The sequence below is a fragment of the Ralstonia sp. ASV6 genome, from assembly GCF_016429285.1.
GTDB lineage: Bacteria > Pseudomonadota > Gammaproteobacteria > Burkholderiales > Burkholderiaceae > Ralstonia > Ralstonia flaminis.
Window position 1 is genome coordinate 1 of record NZ_JAELUI010000093.1, and the last position, 22060, is coordinate 22060.

Annotated in this window: 21 protein-coding genes and 1 pseudogene; 3 read left to right on the forward strand and 19 right to left on the reverse strand. The window is 58.7% G+C overall.

Features of this window, described 5'->3' with window-relative positions; all coding sequences use genetic code 11:
• From JHD73_RS18135 to JHD73_RS18225, 19 genes are all read right to left on the reverse strand, one after another.
• Window positions 1–483, reverse strand: a 483-nt coding sequence (locus JHD73_RS18135; protein ID WP_199031642.1) for a hypothetical protein, incomplete at its 3' end; no start/stop codon positions are given.
• Window positions 480–1352 (reverse strand): DsbC family protein, encoded by an 873-nt coding sequence (locus JHD73_RS18140; RefSeq protein ID WP_199031643.1) that lies wholly within the window; start codon window positions 1350–1352, stop codon window positions 480–482. The genes JHD73_RS18140 and JHD73_RS18135, both read right to left, overlap by 4 nt.
• Window positions 1349–1813: a transglycosylase SLT domain-containing protein gene (locus JHD73_RS18145; RefSeq protein ID WP_199031644.1), complete on the reverse strand. Its 465-nt coding sequence runs from the start codon at window positions 1811–1813 to the stop codon at window positions 1349–1351. The genes JHD73_RS18140 and JHD73_RS18145 overlap by 4 nt, the downstream gene beginning before the upstream one ends.
• 3 nt (window positions 1814–1816) lie before the next feature.
• Window positions 1817–2065, reverse strand: coding sequence for a hypothetical protein (locus tag JHD73_RS18150; RefSeq protein ID WP_199031645.1), 249 nt, complete (start codon window positions 2063–2065; stop codon window positions 1817–1819).
• Window positions 2062–2643, reverse strand: a complete 582-nt coding sequence (locus tag JHD73_RS18155; RefSeq protein WP_199031646.1) for a hypothetical protein — start codon at window positions 2641–2643, stop codon at window positions 2062–2064. The genes JHD73_RS18150 and JHD73_RS18155 overlap by 4 nt, the downstream gene beginning before the upstream one ends.
• Window positions 2644–2648: 5 nt before the next feature.
• Window positions 2649–3008: a hypothetical protein gene (locus JHD73_RS18160; RefSeq protein WP_199031647.1), complete on the reverse strand. Its 360-nt coding sequence runs from the start codon at window positions 3006–3008 to the stop codon at window positions 2649–2651.
• Between the two features lie 92 nt (window positions 3009–3100).
• A complete protein-coding gene (locus tag JHD73_RS18165) occupies window positions 3101–6499 on the reverse strand; it encodes a type IV secretory system conjugative DNA transfer family protein (protein WP_233177042.1) in 3399 nt (1132 codons plus the stop codon).
• A gap of 11 nt (window positions 6500–6510) precedes the next feature.
• On the reverse strand, window positions 6511–9606 hold the full coding sequence (locus tag JHD73_RS18170) for an IcmB protein (protein WP_199031648.1): 3096 nt from the start codon (window positions 9604–9606) through the stop codon (window positions 6511–6513).
• An 11-nt stretch (window positions 9607–9617) separates the two neighbouring features.
• A complete protein-coding gene (locus JHD73_RS18175) occupies window positions 9618–9818 on the reverse strand; it encodes a hypothetical protein (RefSeq protein ID WP_199031649.1) in 201 nt (66 codons plus the stop codon).
• Complete coding sequence (locus JHD73_RS18180) at window positions 9805–11022, reverse strand: hypothetical protein (RefSeq protein ID WP_199031650.1); 1218 nt, start codon at window positions 11020–11022, stop codon at window positions 9805–9807. The genes JHD73_RS18175 and JHD73_RS18180 overlap by 14 nt, the downstream gene beginning before the upstream one ends.
• A 2-nt stretch (window positions 11023–11024) precedes the next feature.
• On the reverse strand, window positions 11025–11804 hold the full coding sequence (locus JHD73_RS18185; protein WP_233177043.1) for an HNH endonuclease: 780 nt from the start codon (window positions 11802–11804) through the stop codon (window positions 11025–11027).
• Window positions 11805–11853: 49 nt separating this feature from the next.
• Window positions 11854–12228 carry a hypothetical protein gene (locus tag JHD73_RS18190; RefSeq protein ID WP_199031652.1) on the reverse strand — a complete coding sequence of 125 codons (375 nt, stop codon included), beginning with the start codon at window positions 12226–12228 and terminating at the stop codon, window positions 11854–11856.
• Between the two features lie 26 nt (window positions 12229–12254).
• Window positions 12255–12818 carry a hypothetical protein gene (locus tag JHD73_RS18195; protein ID WP_199031653.1) on the reverse strand — a complete coding sequence of 188 codons (564 nt, stop codon included), beginning with the start codon at window positions 12816–12818 and terminating at the stop codon, window positions 12255–12257.
• 30 nt (window positions 12819–12848) lie between these two features.
• Window positions 12849–13997, reverse strand: a complete 1149-nt coding sequence (locus tag JHD73_RS18200) for a hypothetical protein (RefSeq protein WP_199031654.1) — start codon at window positions 13995–13997, stop codon at window positions 12849–12851.
• A 56-nt stretch (window positions 13998–14053) separates the two neighbouring features.
• Window positions 14054–15439: a hypothetical protein gene (locus JHD73_RS18205; protein ID WP_199031655.1), complete on the reverse strand. Its 1386-nt coding sequence runs from the start codon at window positions 15437–15439 to the stop codon at window positions 14054–14056.
• Window positions 15440–15454: 15 nt separating this feature from the next.
• On the reverse strand, window positions 15455–16489 hold the full coding sequence (locus JHD73_RS18210) for a DotH/IcmK family type IV secretion protein (RefSeq protein ID WP_199031656.1): 1035 nt from the start codon (window positions 16487–16489) through the stop codon (window positions 15455–15457).
• A 10-nt stretch (window positions 16490–16499) separates the two neighbouring features.
• Window positions 16500–17204 carry a DotI/IcmL family type IV secretion protein gene (locus tag JHD73_RS18215; RefSeq protein WP_199031657.1) on the reverse strand — a complete coding sequence of 235 codons (705 nt, stop codon included), beginning with the start codon at window positions 17202–17204 and terminating at the stop codon, window positions 16500–16502.
• Window positions 17201–17503, reverse strand: coding sequence for a hypothetical protein (locus tag JHD73_RS18220; RefSeq protein ID WP_199031658.1), 303 nt, complete (start codon window positions 17501–17503; stop codon window positions 17201–17203). The genes JHD73_RS18215 and JHD73_RS18220 overlap by 4 nt, the downstream gene beginning before the upstream one ends.
• Window positions 17496–18095, reverse strand: a complete 600-nt coding sequence (locus JHD73_RS18225) for a hypothetical protein (RefSeq protein ID WP_199031659.1) — start codon at window positions 18093–18095, stop codon at window positions 17496–17498. Before JHD73_RS18225 ends, JHD73_RS18220 begins: the two co-directional genes overlap by 8 nt.
• A 1096-nt stretch (window positions 18096–19191) precedes the next feature.
• On the opposite strand from JHD73_RS18225, the gene JHD73_RS18230 reads away from it, so the two are divergent.
• The 3 genes and pseudogenes from JHD73_RS18230 to JHD73_RS29170 form a co-directional block, all read left to right on the forward strand.
• Entirely contained in the window at window positions 19192–20535 is a 1344-nt protein-coding gene (locus tag JHD73_RS18230; protein ID WP_199031660.1) for an AAA family ATPase, read from the forward strand.
• 3 nt (window positions 20536–20538) lie between these two features.
• Window positions 20539–21540, forward strand: a complete 1002-nt coding sequence (locus JHD73_RS18235; RefSeq protein ID WP_199031661.1) for a ParB N-terminal domain-containing protein — start codon at window positions 20539–20541, stop codon at window positions 21538–21540.
• A gap of 253 nt (window positions 21541–21793) precedes the next feature.
• Window positions 21794–22060: pseudogene (locus tag JHD73_RS29170) on the forward strand (hypothetical protein); the annotation flags it as partial.

Sequence of the window (22060 nt, forward strand, 5' to 3'; positions counted from 1 at the left end):
GGCGACGTGAATCTTCGTGCCGAGAGAATCCCCGCTCCCAATGCCTCCCTGCGCCTGGCCGCGCGGCGATGTAATGTCATCCTGTCGCACCGCCGCATTCGCCTGGTTGCGTAGCGCATCAAACACCGCTGCCTCGAAGGCATCGGTCAGCGCATCCTGCAGATTGCTAGCTGACGGCTTGCTTTCCCGGGGATCGACCCATCGCTCAAACGTCGCGACACACTGCGGCTCGTCCACCCCCACCACGTAGGCGCAAAATGCCACCCGTTCATAGCCTTCGGCCTGCATCCCCGAAGCCAATGGTGGAGCCGCGCCGAACTCCAGCTTAGCCGCCTCAAGGTCAGCAACGGCCACAGTCGCAATCTGCTTGCTGACACGCCACAAGGACGCGGCACCGCCACCCACTTCCGCCAGGCGAACCTTCAACTGAAGGCCAGACACCGCCGGCTTGGCAAACAAGTCGAATTTGAGTTGGTCGGTCATTGCGAAACATCCTTGAAGATTTGTTGAAGCAGCAGCGGGTCATCGAGGTTCATCACCATCTGAGGCGAACCGTCTTTGGCCTGGAAAAACGCCACCGGCACGCCAGCCACACCGATCGACGGATTACGCTGGAACGCCGCGTAGAAGTACTCTTCGTTCTGCGCGATTGCCTTCAGCGTTGCAGGCGCGACGCTTGCCGGGGTGCGATACTGCCCCGTCTCGACGCGAGCGAGGCCGCTCACAGGATTTGCGTCCTGCAGGATGTCGGCGACCATGTTCGTGGCGTTCTGGTCGTGCCCGAGCACCGTTGTCGGGATCCACTTGATCGAGCCGCCCTTGCGCACCCAGTCACGCGTAGCTGCGTAGAACGCTTTGCAATACGGGCAACGCGGATCGAACATGACGTAGATCGTCTTGTCCACCGCACCCTTGCCCTCTTTGATGCCGGTCAGTTTCGAGATGCCGGCAATCGACTCAGAAATCTTCCCAGGCGTTCCCTTCGGGCCGTTCGTCGCGACGGGCCCCACAGGCGCCGCCGCAGCAACCTGCTGCGTGATATCAGGCGTGAGGTACGCGTCCGACAAGTTCGCGCCAGTATCGGCGTCCCATAGCACACCCGAAAGCAGCACCTTGTTGTCCGACGTCGTGTACATCACGGTCTTCGTGCCATTGCGCTCCACCGTCCATACGTTGAGGCCACCCGCCGCTTTGGCGAAGCCCGTAACCTTGACGCCGGCTTTGCCGAAAAACCCGGGCGCCACCACGCCCGCCGGGAGACTCGGCTCACCGGCTATCGCATGCGCTGATAGCGTGCCGAGAAAGGCGCTGGCAACGTAGTACCGCCACGCCGAAGCGAAAGAATGTTTCAAGGCTGAAGTTCCTTTACGGGATAGTGTTGGGTCAGGTAGTCCGCCCACTTGATCGCGAGCGGGATGATCTTTCGCCGGTACACGGCGTTGCGTTCAGGCGTCTTTGAGTGGTAGTTCGCGACGCACGTCCAGTATTCCTGCTTGCAGTTGCTGATCTGCTTCGCAAGCAGATAGGCCGCCATCGCGTAGTTGTAACAACCGTCATATCGCAGGTAGTGCGCAGCAGACTCAACCGACAAGCCGGTCTGCACGAGCTCCGGCAGGTGTATCGAGTTGATGCCGGCGGGTCCAAGGTCATAGGTGCCGTTGGCATTGCGCAGTGCTGCACCAACAGCACCCGCCTCCTGCTCTCCGATGGCCAGCAGGACATTGGCTGGCACCCGAGAGGTCCTTGCAGCTTCAACCACACACTCGATTGAAGGCGGTCGATACTGCTGGACCTCCACATACGCGGCAGCCATCGCTTAACCCGCCTGCGGGAAGAAGAAGCGCCGCGTCAGCAGGCCGAGGTATTGATCGCACTGTCGCTGGTCCGGCTCTGGACTACTCTCGATGCGAGAGATGAGCGTGCGGGAAATCCCCCACTCCTCTGAAAGCTGCTCTTGCGTCAGGCGAACGACGTCAGTGCGGATCAGCTGCAAGTCCGAGCCCGCGAGTTTGCGGTCCTTGAATCTGCGGATCACGATTTCCGCTTCTGGGGTCATTTCACTCATACGAACCACACCCCCTGCTTCAGCCAATGCCTGAAGGACCCGGGTATGAAGAATCGGTTTTCTGAAATCTGCCAATGGCGGTAGCACGCCCGCATCCCACGGGCGAACATCAGAACGCCGACCATCGACGCGGCCAGCGAACCAATACCCTTGGGGGACACCACGAGGAACCCAATTGCGACCGCCAGGCACAGCGCGGCGATCGCGTACCAGACGCGGCTCAGGCGGCGGAAGTAATGCAAGCGCGCCTCGCGCACTCCCGGCTGGTCCAGTGCGGCGAGCGTCTGCTCGTACTGCCCTCGCAACATTTCAGGCACAGACTCCGACGCTTGCACCGACGCATCTGCCATGAGCGAGTAGTAGTCACAGACATTGCAGCCCAAAGCACGGTGCTCTTTCCCGTCTACCGTTTCGGTAATCGGAAAAAGGTGCCCTGACTCGCATTTTGGGCAGGCCTGCTTGGTCGCACGCCACCAGTTGCGTTGAATGGCCTTGTAGCCAACCGCGACGTGATGCGCGCCTGCCAAGTTGCCATGCTCACGCACGATCGCCCGCCCAACCTTACCGAAGAAGCCCATGGTGGTCAGGCTCGCATGTTGAATTGCGCAATCGCTTCCCCGATCGCCGCGGCGGTATAGGCGAGGGACTCACCCCCAACCGTGAGAAGGCCCTCTTCGAAGTCGATCAGAACATCGAAGGTCACCCGTGCATCCTCGCCTTCGGTTGAAGTGGCGATATCACGCTCCGTGACAGTCAGTTGCAGCTGGGTCGCCCCCAAGTCCACTGTGGCAACGACCTCCAGCCCGAGATCCTCGCCAACATGCCACGAGGCCCGCTTACCGAACTCGTCGTCGGCGCTATCCCAGGCCCAGCCTCGCACCTCTTCGTTGGCGAAGCTTGGAGCGAATTCCGTCAGGAACTCCCCCGCGCTTGTGACATTCATTGAGAAGCCTCCGATTGATTGGCTAGATTATAGCCAGTCAAAGAGGTTCATCAACATTTTGATCCGAAAAAATATCTTTATTTGTTTCCTTGTCACAGATAGTTCGGGGGATTCTGCGCGGCAGCATTCTCCAGATCGTCAATAGTGGCGTCCCAACCCTCCAACGTCACAGATTCAGGCGTTGCGCCATCAACGTAGCTTGTCACTCGCTCAAGCTCCTGGACGGCTCGCCGTGCACTGGCCTTGGACTCCAAGGAGTCCTTCGAGATGCCAAGCGCCACATTGGTCGTCTCGATCGCGTCAGCCAGGTACGATTCGATCTCGTTCGGAGCCTCCTCCTCGTTGAGCACCCGCAAAGTCAAGGCACTGACGCGTGCGCGCGGCCCAGCCGCATCGCCCGCCTGTGCCCCACCAGCAGCCTCCTCAGCGGCCGCCTCTTCCTCACGGCGGCCGTAGTCGTAGCCATCCAGGAAATCGGCGATCTGCGACTTCGCCGTTTTCACAGGCTCTGGAGTCGACTCATCCTCGTGAACGGGTTGCGGCTTGGTCGGAGGCGTCAACGCAGCAGCCATCCCACCGCTCGATGTCCCGCCGGATGCGCCACCCGCCTCGCCACCTGACCCTGCCTTGTCGGCAATGGCTTTTCCACTCAGGCCGGCGGTCACTCCCGGCTCTACATCCTCACTTGCATCATCAAGCGGAACGACCATCAGATCTTCGGCATTGGCGGTCGGCTGGCCTACCGCGTCGTCACTGGACAGGGCGACGGATCCGATTTCTTCGGTCAGCGGAATGCTCAGCGAATCGTCCTCGACCGGTTCCTGGAGGGCCAGACTCTCGCTCCCAAGCTCCACCGATTGGATCTGCTCGACAGCCTCGACGCTTGCGCGAAGCTGCGCATCCTCGGCTTGCATGCCGAGCTCAGCTCCCGTCGCAGAAGCCTTGACCTCCATTTCCTGATCTTCGCAGACGAAGGCGACCCGCAACGACTCTGCAAGCGAGAGTTGGTGCTGCGTGCGCGCAGCTCGCATGTATTCGCTGAGTTTGTAGAACGGCTGGTTGGACTGCAGCAGCGCTTCACGGTTGTCAGGGAAGACCGCTTTGAGGTCCCCATTCTTCATCATGTCGCCGAGCAGCTTTTCAATCGCATCCAGTCGCTCAAGGTCAACCTCACCTCCTCCTGTCCGCGGGGGTTCCACCTTCAGGAAGTGGTTGATTCGGATCTCTGGCGGCTTCTCCTTGACGCCTGTGTAAAAGCCACGCGCACGAATGATGCGCACGCCGCCCGAGCCCTTGCCATCCTTCTTGCCGACGAGGAAAGTGAACTCACCATCCTGTTGATGGGCGATGTCGTCAAACTCGATCCGCTGAACGCGGTTGATGCGCGCATCGAGCTTGGTGCGCCACTTGAAGAACGCGCTCTCGCTATGCTCCTTGTAGCCGTTCTCGTAGACCACTGCCTCACCGGCCACGCCCTTAATGCGGCGGAACGTTTCCGACTCTTGCCCAGAGGTCACTCGTCCGATTGCGCGAACGTTGGTGTTTTCCCATGTCGCGTCAGCCTCTTCCTTCGATGCCTTTTGCAGCGAAGAAAAATCCTGTGCCGCGAAAGTGATGCAGTTGTGCGTCACCACATCATGGTCGGTCAGATAGCAATGCAGGTCATGCTCGACAACGAGGCAGCGGCACTTCTCGACACCGACCATCGACACATCGGTGATCTCTTCCCACTGCAAACCATCCTCTTTGGCGATCGACAGTTCGACCGTCACACCAGACTTCACCAGGACATCGATCTCTTGCGTCGTCTTGAGGAGCGTCTGCTGGTACATGACACGCACCGGCCAATGGTGAACGTAGGCCGCCTCGATGGCCTTGCCGGACTCCAATGTAATCTTGGCCACAGGCAACGAGTCGTGCTCCAGCACTTCGCGCACGCGAACCTGCGCGCCATCAGGTGAGCGAATCATTTCGCCGACCCGCATATCTCCCATGCGCTGAGTTTGCCCGTTGGCCATGCGAACCAGTGCGCGCTCCGGCTGCGGAAAGCCAAGGGATCGAGCCTGGGCAGGCGCAACCGCGAAGCCAAGCACTGCGTAGTACCCATATTCATCGAGCACCACGTAAAACGGCACTGCAGCGTTAGTGGGCCGCGCTTCGACGATCTCTCGCACGGAGCCCTCGACGCGGTTACCCAGACAACCGGCCATCATCTGCTTGATCGCACCGACGATGAGCTTGCCCAGCATCTTGAGCGAATCCGGGGCTCGCTCCAGCGCCGGCAGCAGCACAGCCAAGATGCGTCGGTTGATGACGACGTCGTACATATCCACTTCGCCCAGAAGCGTTTGGAAGATGTAGCCGTACGTGAAGCTCAAGTCACCGAACAGACGCGTCAACTGCATGGTGATGAAGCCATGCTGCTCCATCGTCTTCTGATCTTGATTTCCTTTTTTCGACTGGGTGTAGCCAGGCAGCGTCAGCACGAAAGCGCGCAGCGGCTTGCATACCGTCTCGAACAACGGATCGTCGATCTTGATATCCTTGCCGTCGACTGTGATCTTCTTATCGAAGACCACCGCCTCGACGACCGGCAGCTCCATGAACTCGATGAACTTGCTGGAGTCAAGAAGGATGTAACCGCGATCGCGCAGGTAGCACAGCACACGTGTGAGGCCCGCCACGAACGCAATGGCACGGCCCTTCCACATATCGCCGCCACCACCGCTGTCATCCATCAACGCGATGATCAGCTCGATCAGCATCCCGGAGGAGCCAAGCGCAAACGGATTCATCGTGTTCGTGGTGCGGTCGAACTGCTTGTCGATGAAGTCACGCCCCGACGTCAGGAAGTTGACCAGCAGCAGATCGCACTCGCGACCGAGATAGCGCGCCAGGCGGAACACGTTATTCCAGAGCGAGACATCGCCCTTACCATCGGTGTAGATGAAGCCCGAGTTCTGCACCAATGCGTTAAAGACCAGGCCCAAGAGCAGTTCGGTCTTACCGCTACCGGTGGTACCCAGGACCAGCATGTGCGTGCGCAGATCGGAGTCACCGCTCCAGATCTCCAACTTCGTCGAGATTTCCTTGCCCAAAAAGGTGATCCCGCTCCCGAGCTTAGGAACACTGTAGGACCCGTCGAACCGTTTGGCCGAGAATGGCACGCGGTACGGGAAATCGTAGACGCGGTGCTTGCCCTCAATTCGGTTGACCCCACCGATAACGGTCGTGCGATCTGGATCGGTGTGGCCAGGATTGACGTACAGCTGGTAGAAGAGCGCGCCGACCAGCAAAACGATCTCTCCAGAGAACGGGACGAAGATCGTGAACAAACCGATGGCCTGCAGCCAGATCATTGCCACAAACACGCCGTCTGTCGTCGCGAAATAGGCTCGTGCACGCGACAACGACGAGCGGGTGTCGGGACGGATATCGGAGCTTCGCAGCTCCTCCGTACGCTCCACCCCACGATAATTCGCCTCAGCCATTGATCGCCCCCTTAGGCAGTTGCCAGTGCTTCGCCGAGCGCGCTCTTACGCTTCCACTCCTCAATCAACCGCTTAGCGGTCGACTCGATGACGGAGTCTTCTGCCTCGTCATCGATGAAGGCCTCGCCCCGCTCCTGCTTGGTCTTGGCTTTTTCGATGTCGACGAACTTCTTGCAGCTGCCCGTCGGGAAGGCCGTCTTCAGCATCGCGCGTGCGTCTGGCCCGGGCATCGCGTCGTACAACAGCGAACGCAGCTTGCGGTCCTCGCCCGTCGTGGATAGCCCCCAGAGCTCCAGGCCGCCGCTCGATGCAGTGAACAGCTGCGACATCTCGCCATTCTTGGTCTTGATCTTGGCCAGGAACGTGGCGCCAATGCCGGGCTCCGGCCCATTGACGTAAGTCTTGAGGGCACCGACTTCCACAGGGGACAAGCTGAAGATCTCCTGAATGGTGCGGCGCGTGCTTTCGGTGCCCTGGTCCAGGATGAGCACGCTGGTGGCGATCGAGGCCAGTTCCTTGAAGTCTCCGGGGAGCTGGCTGGCCAGCACGATTTCCAACATCCATTTACGCGACTCGCGGCCATAGATGAGGAATGCTTCGCGCAGATTTGGGTTGTCGCCCGTCTTGTGGTATTCGTCGACGAACAGACGCTTCTTGTCTTCTGCCAGTTGGTCCACACGCGTTGCGTGGTACCGGCGGTAGCGCGTGGTCATTTGCGGCGCGTCCAGGTCTTCGCGGATGATCGAGATCTTGCGCATGATCGCGTTGAGGGCAACCATGTACATGATCGACGCCTGCTTCTTGGCGCCATCACTGCCCTGCGGTACAACGTCCTGCAAATCCAACGACATGATCCGCGACTCGCCAATGTCGAATCGCGTGCTCGAACGGAAGATCGGGAAGTTGTCGACTGCCGAGGTGATCATCGTGCGGAATTCCGTCACGACGTTCTGACCGCCTGCGATGTTGGCTTCCTCAAACTCGCGCGCCAGGTTCACATCCGCCGCTGCTTGGAGGAAGTCCTGCAGAATCGGCACCGCATAGCGTTGCGCAACAGACGCCTCGTAGCTCATGCCGAGGTCAAACAGCTTGTCGGTAATATTCCACCAGGTGGTGGCTTCGTTGTACTCGATGCCCGCACCATGAACCCAGTCGCGAACCCGCTCGTCCAGATTCACGGCGAACTTGCGTGGCTCAGAGCGATCATGGTCGTCAGCCAGCCGGCGATACGTCATATCAATGACGCGACCAACGAAGTCGTCCATGTAGTCGTGCGCCGTCCCACGGTTTGCCGGCGTCGCCAATGCAACGAGGAAGTTCTTGAGATACTCCCGCTCACGCGGCAACAGGTACCGCAGCCCCAGCTGAGTGTCCGCTTGGTTCATGCTGTAGTCGTCGCGGTTCTGCAGGCGGACGTACGAAGCCAGGTGCTTCTCCTTCTCCGGCAACGCGTCCTTGATGAGCGAGATGAAGCCGGTCGACGAGATGCCGATGTCGATCACGCCAATGTAAGGCAAGCGCTTGAGCCCCGGCATGAGCGCCATCTCAAGATTCAAGCGGTTCGCAGTCACGGACTTACCCGAACCAGGGCCGCCGAACAGCAGCGTGATCCAAGTGTTTTGCTCTGCCGAGAAGATCTCGTACGGCATGATTTTGCCGTCCAACGATCGGCAAATCGTCGTGCCGCGGGTAAACGGGCTGGCTGGCCGCGTGAGCGGCAGCATAAACGTAACATCGTGCAAGGGCGGCGCGCCATCGGGCGCCGCCGAACGCAACGTCAGCGCAGGCGTGGCACCCGCCAGGATCTCCATGCCGTCACCGCGTTCCAGCTCGGGGACCATGTTGCCCCACCCCTCCAAGGCACGCACAAGCTTGGAACGCCGCATCATCATGAGGCGCTCTTCACCGTACGGGGCCCACGTGACGATGGTCGATTGGAATCGGACCACTTCCCCATGACCGGATTCCTTGTAGTTCTCCAGGGAACGACTGGAAGCGGCGAGGTTCCGGTTGTCCGCCGACATGCGGCCAAGGAACGTCCCGAAGATCTTTCGCAGTTGGATGGCTTTGAGGCCGTCGCCCTCGATGTTGAAGCTCATCGACCACGGGATGCTGTGTTGCTTCCCTTCCTTGTCCATGGTCGTTGCTTTGTTCATCGCCCCAAACAGCTCGTTGAACGGCTTCGGCTTGTTCGGCGCGAGCTTCATCACCACAGGCGAGAACAACCGATCGTTGATGCGCACCGAATTGATGTCGGTCAGTCCACCAATGCCCTTCGCGTTGCCGTTGACCCCTGGAGCAATGAAGAGCTGGTCATCCAGGCGCGGCGGCATCAGTTCGCTGGCGTCGCGCATCTTCCGGTTGTTCTTCCAGCGCGCCATGATCGGGTCCCCTGCCAGCACCGGGCGCCAGGAAAGAGGCGTGGTGCGATACAGATAGCGCTTGACCTCACAGAACGCTTCGCCAACCGGAACGATCTCAACGGCGCACTTCAGCCGCAGCATGCCATCCCGCACCTTCGAGACAAACGACTCGTGAGTTTCCACCAAGTGCCGGATGGGGCGAAACACGTTCTGTGCGCTTTGCAGCGACGGAAGCTGGTATTTCTTCGCCATTTCTCGCGCTTCTTCACGGCCGATCTTGACTTCGATTGGATCAAGCACAGCAGGACGCGTCCACAGAACGAAAAAGACTTTTTCGTCCATGCACACACGGCGATGGACAGCGCGCTTTTCGTCGATGACGTCTTGAATATTCAGGCGCAGCGCTTCGGCCGTCTCATACATCGGTTCGAGGTAACGCATGACCTCATCGTCGGGATCATCTTCCCGGATAAACACCACCTGCATCTGGTGGCCTCGGGCTGAAAAGTTCGGCGCAATGAGTTCGACCAGTCGATCCACGAAGATGCGGAAGTCGTTTTCACCCAGGAGCGATCGGAAACCGTTGTAGCGGAGAATGGTCGCCATCGATCCATCCTTCGCTACAAACGAATCTCCGTAAGTCGTCTCCAGATCGCAGTAGTCGTTGATGTGGAACTTGAGCATCCCCATCAGGGTGGATGCGACGGAATCGAGTGCTTCGGCGACAGCTCTAAAGACAGCCATGGTGCTTCCTGTCAGTGTTCAAGTTCGTGTTTAAGTGCGAGTAGCTCTCGCATCTGCTTGGCTTTGTCGCCAATGAGCGCGACACCGTCGAGCTTCATGAGCAAGTCGGCGCGGACGCGGCGACGAATAGCCGTCTCCACCCGCTTGAGCTTTTTTTCGTTGTCGGTGGCCGCGTTCGGGTCTTCCACCGCGACCACTTCATTCGTCTGCATTCAGGCGGACCTCGGTCTTGATCTCAGCGAATGTCGAAGCAGGAACGTCAAGCCCTTCTTGGCCCGCGATAGCGGTCAGATCCTCTGTGGCACCAGGCGGGAAGTAGACGGTCACATTCCCCAGGCCATACGCAAAGACCTGAAAGCCTTCGCGCCGCAGTTTCACCGCTTTCATGAACATGAGCATGCGGTCCATCGCTCGGTACCAAACCGCACGAGGTGGGTAGAACTTCTGATTGGTCGGACTGGTACGCGGGCTGGCCAACGACACCCAAAAGTTCTCCGCAATCAGTCCAAGCGAATATGACGCGAGGGAGAAATCGCCCAGATGAGGAAACTGGTCGATCTCTTTCTGATGTTCGAAGCCGGCCTCGCAAACAAAGGCGCCGATCACCTCGACGTCACAGAACTGCGACAAGATGACGAGCTCGGGTTGCGAAACCCACGAGCGCACGTCGGCGGCACCGGCGTTGTAGCTGATCAGGCTGCCGTATTCCCCGCGCCGGGGCTTCACGTTGACGTTGGCAAGCACCGGCAATTCATTCCCGATGCACCAGTCAAGGCGATCCTCGTTCTTTGCCGGCAGCTTCGCGTTGTGCACGTAGACCCATTGATGCTCGCTTGGCACCGGGGTGCTCAGTACGTCGACCGCATGCAGATAGCGAGGCGCGCGGAGCATCACCTTCTTCCAGTCGCGCGGCGTGCGCTGCATGACCGGGGTGTACGTTTGATATGCGTGCTGCAGCGCCGAGTTGATTTCGTCCGGGATCTTGTTCTTATTCACCACGCGCGCGCTGATGAAGTCAGCGAGGCCCTTGGTGGAGATGCTGCTCGTTTTCAGGTCCACACCTAGCGACAGCGTGGCCATATTCATGACGCGCGTGAACAGCAGCGACAGCACCTCAACGGATGCGTCCGCCGACATCTGCTCCGGTCCCGCACCGATCTCTTCCGCGATCGATTTCAACTCACTGCGTAGGAAACCGCTGAAATAGAGATTGGGGTTCCGCCCCAACCCGTTCCCGTTGAAATCAGTAAAGCCAAAGTTGGTGAGCCACTTGACGTCAGATTCGAGCTCCGTGACGGACACGATGCGGCGTGACGGGCCTCCCTCGATGGAGACGGATCCACTGCTGGCGACACGCCTCTTGGTGGAAGCCGCCTTGCGCACTTCGTCGTCGAACAAAACAACGCCATAGCGCATGCTCACCCCGCTATGGCAACGCGCGCCTTCGCAGCATCGATGCGGCTGGCGCAGGTCAGGATGAGTTTGCGAATGTCCTCGCTCGGAAGCAATTTGTTCCAGGAGGGAATAGGAAGAATGGCGTTCGCCTCATCACGCCAATGATCGACCCGCTGCTCGAAGCGCTCGGGCAGAGGAAGGAGGCGCAGGCCGCCGAGCTCTTCCTTGCGTCGCGCATAGGTCTCGTCATCCAACTGCATCAGAACGTTCGCAAACATCGAAGCGTTGAGGTCGCTGAGCTTAGGCTCGTGCTCGGGAGCCAGTGCTTTCTTCGACTTGATGTAGTCGTTGAGCTTCATCATGACCGGACCGCGTCGATGAAGCAGTAGTTGGCTCAGCTTGTTTGCGTGAGCGTGGATCCGCGTGAACACTTCAGCAGCTTGTGGATCCTTGATGGATTCTTTCTTGGTGCCCTGAACGATCCAGATCACCAGCGCAAGCTGGTTGACTTCGGCCTGCTCAAACTCCGGCAAATAGACGACGTGACCGCCGTCACGCATTCCCGCCAAGCCGACGTGGAACACCTGGTGACACAGCGGGCAGCTGCCGAAGAGGTTCTCCGGCTTGTTGTTACGGTGATCATCGTCGCCATGATGGACCTCCTGGAACTTCGCCGAAGCGTGCCCGCAGAACTCGCACGCGTTACCGCACGCATCCAGAACGGCAAGCCGCACCTGGTTGAACTCCTTGTCTGCTTCACCTGCGTGATCGTGCATCCGCCAAACTGAACGTTTGGCGGACATGACCAGCTCTGGCAGCTCACGCCTTGGCATCCGGCTACCCTTTTGGCGATCAGGTCGGCGTTGCCGAGTTGCGCAGCACGCCCACGACGATGGCCACCATCGTCATCAGCGGACCAACGATGATCCCGATGATTGCGATCTTCGGCGATTCGCGCTGATCCTTGTTCGCGGCGTAGATCTTGTGGATGCTCGAACCCGTCAGATAGATGCCGCCCGCGGCGAAAGCGATCAGCAGCAGGTTCACGCCCGACTGGAAGTAGCCGGTGATTTTCGTGAACCATGCATTCAGATCAGCCGAGCCGGCACCGCTGGTGCCTTGAATGTTGTTGAGCTGAAGCTGTTGGTCGGCCCAGGCAAACGGTGCCAGCGAAGCCATCAGCAGCGCGAGCGCGATCTTCTCGCGCAGTTGTGCCAGTTTTTTCACGTCTAACTCCTATTTGGGAGAGTTGGTTAAAACAACAGAAGATTCAGGACATTCAATCCTGTGACAGCGGCAAAGGCGTTCAAGACTTGCTGCAGGTACACCAGTAGGACACCGGAGAAGATGAACACCAGGGGAACTTTGACCCCCATCTGGTTTTGGCCAGATTTCGTAGCATTGAGCGAGACCCATCCTTGTCCGAACGTGACGTAGCCCACCAATGCAAAGAGCTGAAAGATGGCTGCAACAGCTGCCTGCTGCATCGCGGACATGCCCGCCGTCTGGTAGCTCATCGGTCCTGACGACACCTCTGAACCGAACACGCTGTTCCCGAAGATGCCAAGCGTGAGCGGAAGCATGGTCAGAATGACCCCGCAGAAGATCCGCCAGAACAGGCCACCCGACGTGCGATGCTGATAGTTGCCCGCTGAGTAGTTTCCGTATGCCGTCAGGTCGTAGAAGCCCTTGATTCCGGACCCCACGAGATAGACGCCGTAGAAGGCAAACACCGCGGTGACGAGTGTCGTCATCGCTGGGAGTGCCCCGGCGATGTTCATCAGGAATTGAATCAACCCGCCTGACTGCTGATCCATGTCGCTGTCCCGCCCTTTGTTCTAGTGATCTCAGTTGCCGACTGCGATGTACTTGCCATCAGATAGCCACACGCGCTTTTGCTTCTGATCGACCATCGTGACCTTGCGCCCGTCGGGCAAGGTTTCGCCTGCGGCATACGACGCATCCGGATTCACATCGTTGCCCCCAGTCTTGGTGATGAAGCCGCGACCGCCGATCATGCCGGTGACCACATAGCCGGTCTCCTGCTTGGCGGTGTCCTGGGTCGCGGCCGACTGATTGCGTTTGTCTCGCGCGGACTTCGAATGGGTTGCCCGCGCGACCTTCCGCTCTGGAACAACCTCCTCTTCCGCGTCCTCTTCCACCGCCTCAGCTTTGCGAGCGACCTTCACCGGTTGCGGCTTCTGCTCGGGCTTGGGGCCTTGCTTCTGAAGCTTGGCGAGTTCGCCCTGCACGTTGGATAGCTGTCGCTCCAGTTCGGCAATTCGAGCGTTTGCCTCCTGCGGTGTTGCTGCAACAGCCGACCCACGCTGAACGTCGGCCTTCTGGGCGGCCGCCTGGGACGGAGTATTTGCTGCCGCCACGGCAACCTGTTGTTGCGTGGGTGCTGTCTGAGCCGCCGCGTTCGCGTACGGTTGTGGTGCCGGCTGGACTTGCGGCTCCTGGCTGACCGCCGTCGGTTGCACTTGCGGCGCTTGCATAGGTGCAGGTGCTTGCCCGACTTGCTGTTGCGGCTGTTGAGCGTACTGTCCAGGCGCCGACATTTGCCCGCTCACCTGAGCCGGTTCCATCTGCTGGGCGGGCTGCTGCATTTGTGGCGCCATGCCGGGATTGCCCATCGCCGCTGCAGCGATCGTACCCGGCGCCCCCTGCGGCGCATTCGGTGGCTGCAAGTTGGGTTGCATTGCGCCCTGCATGGAGGGCTGCATTGCGGGTGCCGCTTGTTGCGCTATCGCCGGTTGCGGGACAGCTGTGAACTGATTGGCATCAGACCGCGCCTTGTTTGCCGAACTGACATAGACCACGAGCCCGACAACGATCAGCACCATCCCACCACCAAGCGCGCCTATAACCTTCATCAGCGGGAACGGTTTGTGGGGCGCCTTTGCGCCGGATCCGGTGCCCCCAGCGATCCGGCCACCCATGGTGTCCTCGTCGTCACCCAGGACGAATTCCGATGGTATCTGGTTATCGCTCACTCTATTCTCCGTTAGCGCCAATTTGCGCGGAATTATACGGGTACGTAACGAAAAAATTAATTTTTTTGGTACGACACTGAGTCAAGAAGAACCACGCCAATTTCCTTGCCGGGGTAGAGCTTGATTGTCGTTTTGAGTGCTTCCGCTTTCTTCGCGGCATAGTCGGCGATCGAAGTACCCACGCCGCCGGCAGCGATTTCCGCTTGTTGCAACACAGACGGACGCTGCACGTTGACCGTGGTCGTGCTCACATTGCCGATGGTCTGCGTATTCGACGTGCCAGTCACCACTGCCGCTGCCTGACCAATGCCCTTCAGCAGACCCGAGATGCCGATGAGGCTGAACTTTACGAAGCTGTGGTCGTTGACCTCGTCCTTGGTGGCGAGCTCCATCGTTTCGTTGTCAATGCCGACAGCGTTGACGGCGAAGTTGCCCTTGCCCGGAATCTGCACCTTCTTGAATATCAACGTGAACGCCGGATTTGCGACCCCTTCAGCTGACGGTTCCGCAGTTCCGATGAAAACGGCGCCGTCGGCCGGACCGCCGTAGCACTTGGCAAGAACGTCTTTACGCGCCAGATCCGAGTTCAGGCCATAGCGAACCTTGCAGTAGAAGCCATTGCCCGCTTCCCAGCCCGGCACAACAGGTTGGGCAGACGCTGCCGCGGCGGGTTGCGCCGAGGCGGCCCCCGTGCCACCTGCTGCCACAATCGTGCCCGCTTGCTGAAGCGCGCCAGTCGGCGCGCCAGCTGTTGCCTCGGTTTTTGTCGTAGGCAACGGATAGTAGCCGGTCGTCAATTTGCGGCTGCGTCCCGTTCCGTCCGGATTCGCCACACCCAGTACGATGTTGAGTTGGCTGCTGATGTCGCCGTTCTTGTCGGCCATCATGTCGTTGGCGACCTTCGCAACATCAACTTGCCGAGGCGCAGCCATCGGAGCCTGCTGAAGGGACTGCTGCTGTGCCTGTGACGCTGCGGGGGTACTCGCCGCTGCCGGTCCCTTCACCGGCGCGCCGGCACCCAGCCCCCAGGAACCTGAGTCCTGATCACGCTTCACGTCGTCAGCCATGAGCACTGGGCTGGCCACGTACGGTTCATGGCGCGCAGCAGCCTCCGATGCGGCTTGCGCATTGGCCGCACGACGCATGTCCATTTCCTGGTTGCTCGCTGCCATTCGGTCACCCGTCAGGCCGCCTGGATTTGCAGTCGACGGCGCCGCCTGAGGCGGCGCGCTGGATCCGCTGCCAGCCATGTTCATAAAACCAATCACCAGCATGCCGACGAGGGTCAGGCCCACTGCAATGATGGCGATTCGCCCCTTTCCGGAAAGGAAGGTGCGTTTGATGTTCTCTTTGCGCAGGTTCGAATCGTTTCCAGAGCGCTCCGCTGCGGCCTGATCGATCGTGCTTCCCGCGTCCACGCGCATTTCGTCTTCGTTGACCATCGAATCTTCCAGTCTTCAGTTGCCGCTGACGATCAGCGTTGTCGGGGCCCCGTTGATCGTGGCCAGCAAGGCCGGCACGAACCGTGGGTACTTGTAGACGACGATTCCTTCTGCACTTCCAACACGATCGGTGAATGCTGGGGACAGGAGAGAAAGGCGCGTGCGCACGTACATGGCGCCATTGAACATCCACGCTTCAGCTGAGGCCCCAGCCACTTTCATCCGCGTCGCGCCTTCTGGCGGCAAACCACTCAGAAAATCGCCCATACGTTCATCAAAGCCCGGCAGACCTTGCATCGACACCGCTACCGGCGGAGCAGATGGATTGCGGCCTTCAACCTGCACAGATAGCTCCATGTCCGTCACCTTTGACTTGCCGGTACGGAGAACGAAGATCACCGGCGTTGCCAGCCCATCAAGACGCACGACGATGTTGCCGTACGAATACGGGGTAACTGCGCGCAGCGAAACCATGTTGGTCGGATCTGCCGTACCGCCCTTTCCGCCCATGTCACCGCCTTCACAGGATCGACCGTCGTCAAAAATGCTGCAGTCGAATGACACCGCCTTGACGTTCCACGGGTTGCCGTTCATGTCAGTGAACACCATGGTCGACAGCGTCCCCTGCCACATCTCAATCACTTCGGGCTTGCGTCCCGCCTGTGGGACTTCTGGACGGAAGACGATTCGGCGGCTTCGCGGCTCTGCAATCATCCCGCGCGGATAGGGCGACACTGCAGCCTGGCGTGCGGCATCAACGCTTTCGCGCACGCCTTCGATTTGCTTGGGCGTAAGCGTGCGTGCGCGGCGGTCTTCAACCAAGCGCTCGACGATGTCTTTGGTGATTGCAACGGGCGGACGAACGTCGTCCATGTTCGGTCGTGCAATCTCCACGTATTGCTGGTTGGCCTGCTGGACTTGCTGCGTCACTGCCTGACCTTGAGCCTGCGTGGGCTGCTGCACTTGCTGCGAAGCCTGCAAACGGACTTGTTGCGCGGGAGCTTGAGCCGCAAAAACGAGTGACAGCACCGCGAGGTATATGCGCTTCATGTGAGTTGCCTCAGTTGAGTGCTGGTTTGGTATCTGCCCAGCTCACCGCAATGCCGCGCGGGTTCAAGTTGAGCTGAGTGGGATCCACTTGCGTGACAGTGACTTCCACGATGACGTGCTCATCCTTTTGCACCCGACCGCTCTGGTAGAACAGGGTCAGGGGTACTTGAATCTTCCATGCATAGGCGCCACTCAGAAGACCAGAGCGCACCACCACTGGAGGCTTGTTTGCCGTGCCCACCGCTGTAACGATGAACTTGTTCTCCAGCAGGATCTTGATGAAATCCGACGTGCTCATGACGCGGATCCACTGTTCGCGAAACGACGGCAGCATGAACTTGTCGCCGGCATCGTTCAAATTCCTGCGGTAGTTGGCGAAGTCGGTCGAATAGACGGCGACGGCCATTTCCTGCGCGAAGTCCTTGACCTGAGCTTCGGTTAAGCGAGGTTGATTTACCGGAGTGACTCTGCACACCGCTGCTGCGTTCTGCGTTGGTATGTGATTCGCCAACGGGAAGTGTATGAAGATGAGCCACAGCAGGAACAGAATCACAACGCTAAGAACGGTGATGACACTCAGATAGTTCAGCGAGTGTCGTTGCTCGTTTTCCTTCGCTTCCTCCTCCACACGGTTTGCGCCGATGACGTGTGCAACCGTGCTTTGCGTTGTCGCAACTTTTGCGTTCGCTGAGGGCTTTTCGTTTGAAGTGGTCATTTTTGGAGGGCACCGCGAACAGGCGCGAGTTCGCACGAGAACATCGTCCCGTCTGTAGCGAACACGCGATAGAAGGTGATGCCGAAGGTGAGCCAGAGCACCAGTGCGCAAATCACAGCGACCTCAGCGAACACGACGAACGCCAAATACTTGTTCAGCCGCGCAAGCCAAGCCCGCATGCGCTTGTTGAATTGCGGCGTGCGTATTGTTCGCGGACTACCCCAGGTGCTGGGCTGCGCGATTCGCTTTGGAGCTTGGGCCGCGGTCGTTGCGGCTTGGGGGGCGGCTGCTTTATCCATGGTTGGGAAGCAGCGTTTTGAAGTCGCGTCGTTCCACTTTCGGCGGACGTTCGACGCGAACTTGGTAGGAAGAAATTGCTTCCGGCTCCGAGAGCATGGTCACACCAAGCTCCCTCTGCCAGTCTGCAATCGCAATGTTGGAAAACGACTCAAAGCCTATGCGGGCAATCGTCGTGTAGAGCACTCGCTCAAGCCACCTATCCGCTATGTCCTGGCTTTGCGGAGGTTGCGCCACGAAAAGACGCGCGCGCTCAGCAAGGCCTGCGTACGTCAGACCCAGCGCTGAGACCACCGAGTCAACGATGATCGAACGCACTTCTGCCGGCGACGGACATTCCTGGTAATCGTTGACGATGCGAGCAGCTGCGAGCGTAGCGCTGGCAGCGCGGGCCTCGTCGGGAAGGCGCGTGAACAGCGCCGAGAGGTACAGCGAAGGGGCGAGGTCGGACACTGTGCCGGTATCTGCGTAGAGAGCCCGGACTTGGTCCTGGAAACGATGTTGGAAAAAAGGCTTCTTGGCGAGCACGCGCAGGACGGCCTGCGCATGCGCCAGTGCTTGTCCTGCAGAGCCCTTTCCGTGTATCGACACCATTCCATCCCCGAAATTTCACTCGCATTCTGGGTCTAGTGTGGGGGCTTGTCAATGAAATGATTCGAAAACAGTTTTTTTTTCGTCTCATGTTTGCGCGGTAGTGCGCGTTTGGCAGCTTTCCGACTTCAGCACGTAATGTGCAGAACGGCTACGGTTGCCTAGGGCCAGCGTTGTCAGGTGGAAGCGGGTTGGGTGTTGCTTTTTTTCCCGCAGAAGGACACACACGCCTTTTTAAAAAACTGTGTGTAAACCTTTTGTAAACCTATTAAAACCTTTATGCGCCGCAGTCATCGTCCGGAAAACCCCTTTCAGATCAACGACTTGCGGTGCATTGCGGGATGCCTGTTTCCGAGTAGAACACGTTCCCGATCCGAGTAAAACACGTTGGCTTTCCGAGTCGGACACGTTCCCGATCCGAGTAGAACACGTTGGCTTTCCGAGTCGGACACGTTCCCGATCCGAGTAGAACACGTTGGCTTTCCGAGTCGGACACGTTGCGGTTCCGAGTAGAACACGTTGGCTTTCCGACTTCGACACGTGCATGTGGAAGGTCGGAATTTTGGGACCGCCACGCTGATTTTTCCGAGTTCGGCACGTTATCGGCCTCGAAGGGGATGGCAGGTTTCCGAGTTCAGCACGTTTTTAGCTGCTTATCTGCCCTCCCCATGGCCGAGGAGACGTCTGGCACTGTTCATTGGGTGCATAGGCGGCGGGGGCTACAAGCGCTTTCCGAGTTGGACACGTTCGGGTGGCGGTGGCTGCCCTTGTTTTCCGAGTTGACCACGTAATTTCGCTGCGATCCGAAATTTAGCCCCTGCCTGCAAATATTTGCTGAATTTTGCCGATGTGCCTACTCCCCGATCCGCCTTCTTCACTTGCTGGTGCGCGAGCGAGGAAGGGCCGGAATGGTTGGCTGATCAGTTGAAATGCCACAGCGCCAATCCTGACGCCGAGATCGGGATGCAAAGTTAACTTGCGTTTACGTCGGCCGGCGGCTAATCTTTGCCCAAGTTGCAACCGAATCGGTGCTTTTTTACTGAATCGGTTGCAGAAACCTGATGGGGTGTGCTGATACTTCGGTGGCCTCTTGAGACCTATGGACATTCGACTTGCGTTCCCGGGTAAGACGACGCCCGACGATTTGAAGAAGCTTGCCAATCTCTCTGGAATTATGCTCCAGAAGATTCGAGATGACATGCTTCAACCGATGCCACGCAAAGTTGCCCCGATGATTCCGTCTGGGCGGCTGCAGGAGATCTGTGAGATCGACAAGACTCGCATGAACCGTGCGCTCAAGAAAAACGATCTCCCTGAGGGCTCCCAAGCGAGACCTGGTGCCGTTCGCTACTTCACTCTGGAAGAGGCGATGCAATGGGTCAGGGCCGAACTCAAACCGGTTCCGCGCACCGGGCCTGGCAAGGTGATCGCTGTGGCCAACTTCAAAGGTGGCGTCACGAAGACCACAATGTCCACCCTCCTGGCGCAAGGGTTGACTCTTCGCCGTGGTCGTAAGGTGTGTCATGTGGACCTGGATCCACAGGGTAGTGCGACAACGCTTTACGGCATCAATCCGCATGCGGAAATCAGTGCCGATCAAACGATTGTGCCGCTGATTGAGGCGTATCTTAGTGGCAACGAGTTCAACATGCGCCAGTTGCCGCTGGAGACTTACTGGCCAAATCTCGATTTGATCCCGGCATCGACCGAACTGTTCAATGCCGAGTTCATGTTGCCGGCGCGCGCGACGACGGATGCGAACAGTGCGTACCTCAGAAAATCGCTGGGCGAAGCCATCGGGAGATTGAAGGCTGCGTTGCTTGCACAGGTTACGGGCGCCGAACAGGTCGCAGGCTTGGAGAAGCTCATCGAAGAGGGCATCAAGGAGCTTCTTACCCTGCTGCCGGCCCGTGCGCCAGGGGAAGCGCACTTCGAGAAGGTCCTCAGCAAGGGCCTCGACCAACTCAAGGATGAGTACGACTACATCATCCTGGATACCGCACCCACCCTCAGTTATTTGACCATCAACGCCATTTTCGCGGCCGATGGTGTTGTCGTGCCTGTAGTGCCCGACGTTCTCGCCTTCTCTTCAATGGTGCAGTTCTGGCAGCTCTTCTCTGACCTTGTTACGGGTATGGAGGAGCGCGGAGAGGAATCGCAGAAGGAATTCGATTTTCTGGAAATTCTGGTCACTCGGATGGCACAGAAGGACGCGCCGCGGCTCGTGACTGAGTGGATTCGGGAGGTCTACGGCAATCGAGTGCTTCCCATCGAAATCCCGGAAACCGATCTGGCACGCAACAGCAGCATGCGGTTCTCCACGGTCTACGATCTATCGGCGAACGACGCAAATGCGGAGACACTGCGGAGAATCCGGGTTCCCTGTGATCAATTCGTCGACTACATCGACAACAAAATGAGTGCAATCTGGCAAGGTAGGTAAGCCATGACATTGAAACGCCGCTTCGCGGATATCACCGGCAGCATCAAAGTAACGGATGCGGACCGTGCCAAGGCAGAAACTCTTGGCCCTCAAACGCCCCGGACTGCTCCTGGGCAGATGATGCACCTTCAGGCCACGGTCGAACGGCAGGCGACGGAGATCGAGCAGCTACGATCGCTGTTGAACACGGCGACTGTGATGGAGATCCCCTTGCATCTCATCGACGAGGTGCCGGGGCGTCGCCGGAAATTGACCGCTGAAGCCTATGCTGAGCTGAAGGCCAACCTCTCGCAGAACGCCCTCGCCCAGGCCATCACAGTCCGTCGGAAGTCGGACGGGCGATACGAGCTTCTGGCGGGTCACAATCGCACCGAGATCTATCGTGAACTGGGCCGTGAGTCTATTCGCGGCGAGGTCATCGAAGGGGTGGACGACAAGGACGCACACCTCCTTGGTTTTTGGAGCAACTTGCTCGCACCCTCTCTTTCCGACTTCGAGAAATTCTGGAACTTTCGCCAGCTTCAGCTTGAAACAGGCTTATCGCAAGCAAAGCTGGCGGAGATCTCCGGGCTGAGCACGACCCACGTCTCGCGCATCATGGCGTTCGAGAAGCTGCCAGAGCGATCGAAGGAGCTTCTCGCAGAGAACCCCACAAAGCTTGGCAGTACCGCCGCTGAGCAACTCTGCAAGCTCGCGGAAAAGGAAGGCGGCGAAGAGCGTGTCAATGCTGCCATCGAGAAGCTCCTCAGCGATTCCGCTGTTACGCAAGAGCAAGCGGTTGCTCTTGCGAGGCCTGAGCCGCCAAAGAAGGCGGCAACTCCGCAGAAGAATGAGCTGGTGGTGAAGGACGGAAAACGGAATTTCTGCAGCATCGTCACCCGTAAGAACGTTCTTGGCCTGACCTTTCCAAAGGGCATTACGCGCGAGGAATCAGAGCGCTGGGCAGCGAAGATTCAGGAATTCATCAGCCGTGAACTGAAGCAGGAGCAGTCAGAGAAGAGCTGAAACAAGAAATCCCGAGTCGGGATTTCTTATAAATCAACGACTTACGAAAAGAGATTCGATGATCGGACTGTAGAAAATCAATCGATGGAAAGACAAAAGCCTTCGGCGGCAACCGAAGGCTTTTGAATACTAGGGCTTGAACTGCGCTGCCTAGCCACACTTCACCCCGTTTTCACGGGAGGTCTGGACAACCGAAGTGTAGCGAACAGGTAGCGATAGTCAAGCGTCGGCATCCACTTTTTGGATCCATGTGATGGTTATCGCGCAATTTGATATTGCTGGCGAGGGGTGCGCACACCCGGACGCCGAACTGAACGACACGCCAGACATTTCAGAAGAAGAGGCTAGCTTGACCGCCCTTCTCTTTGGCGACCTCCGCAATCTTCCCTACGCGGTATTGCGCGCCCACCAGCGTGCTCTCGCCCTCCTCTCAATTCCGCGCAGAGCCCGTTCGGCCCTTGCCGCCATCGCTCTAACCGTTTCCACTGATAACCCTCTCGGCTCTGTATTCGCTCGCCGC

Coding starts and splice junctions, on each gene's coding strand:
- JHD73_RS18145 (WP_199031644.1), bottom strand. CDS start 1,813: ATGGCTGCCGCGTATGTGGAGGTCCAGCAGTATCGACCGCCTTCAATC.
- JHD73_RS18150 (WP_199031645.1), bottom strand. CDS start 2,065: ATGAGTGAAATGACCCCAGAAGCGGAAATCGTGATCCGCAGATTCAAG.
- JHD73_RS18155 (WP_199031646.1), bottom strand. CDS start 2,643: ATGGGCTTCTTCGGTAAGGTTGGGCGGGCGATCGTGCGTGAGCATGGC.
- JHD73_RS18160 (WP_199031647.1), bottom strand. CDS start 3,008: ATGAATGTCACAAGCGCGGGGGAGTTCCTGACGGAATTCGCTCCAAGC.
- JHD73_RS18165 (WP_233177042.1), bottom strand. CDS start 6,499: ATGGCTGAGGCGAATTATCGTGGGGTGGAGCGTACGGAGGAGCTGCGA.
- JHD73_RS18170 (WP_199031648.1), bottom strand. CDS start 9,606: ATGGCTGTCTTTAGAGCTGTCGCCGAAGCACTCGATTCCGTCGCATCC.
- JHD73_RS18175 (WP_199031649.1), bottom strand. CDS start 9,818: ATGCAGACGAATGAAGTGGTCGCGGTGGAAGACCCGAACGCGGCCACC.
- JHD73_RS18180 (WP_199031650.1), bottom strand. CDS start 11,022: ATGCGCTATGGCGTTGTTTTGTTCGACGACGAAGTGCGCAAGGCGGCT.
- JHD73_RS18185 (WP_233177043.1), bottom strand. CDS start 11,804: ATGTCCGCCAAACGTTCAGTTTGGCGGATGCACGATCACGCAGGTGAA.
- JHD73_RS18195 (WP_199031653.1), bottom strand. CDS start 12,818: ATGGATCAGCAGTCAGGCGGGTTGATTCAATTCCTGATGAACATCGCC.
- JHD73_RS18205 (WP_199031655.1), bottom strand. CDS start 15,439: ATGGTCAACGAAGACGAAATGCGCGTGGACGCGGGAAGCACGATCGAT.
- JHD73_RS18210 (WP_199031656.1), bottom strand. CDS start 16,489: ATGAAGCGCATATACCTCGCGGTGCTGTCACTCGTTTTTGCGGCTCAA.
- JHD73_RS18215 (WP_199031657.1), bottom strand. CDS start 17,204: ATGACCACTTCAAACGAAAAGCCCTCAGCGAACGCAAAAGTTGCGACA.
- JHD73_RS18220 (WP_199031658.1), bottom strand. CDS start 17,503: ATGGATAAAGCAGCCGCCCCCCAAGCCGCAACGACCGCGGCCCAAGCT.
- JHD73_RS18225 (WP_199031659.1), bottom strand. CDS start 18,095: ATGGTGTCGATACACGGAAAGGGCTCTGCAGGACAAGCACTGGCGCAT.
- JHD73_RS18230 (WP_199031660.1), top strand. CDS start 19,192: ATGGACATTCGACTTGCGTTCCCGGGTAAGACGACGCCCGACGATTTG.
- JHD73_RS18235 (WP_199031661.1), top strand. CDS start 20,539: ATGACATTGAAACGCCGCTTCGCGGATATCACCGGCAGCATCAAAGTA.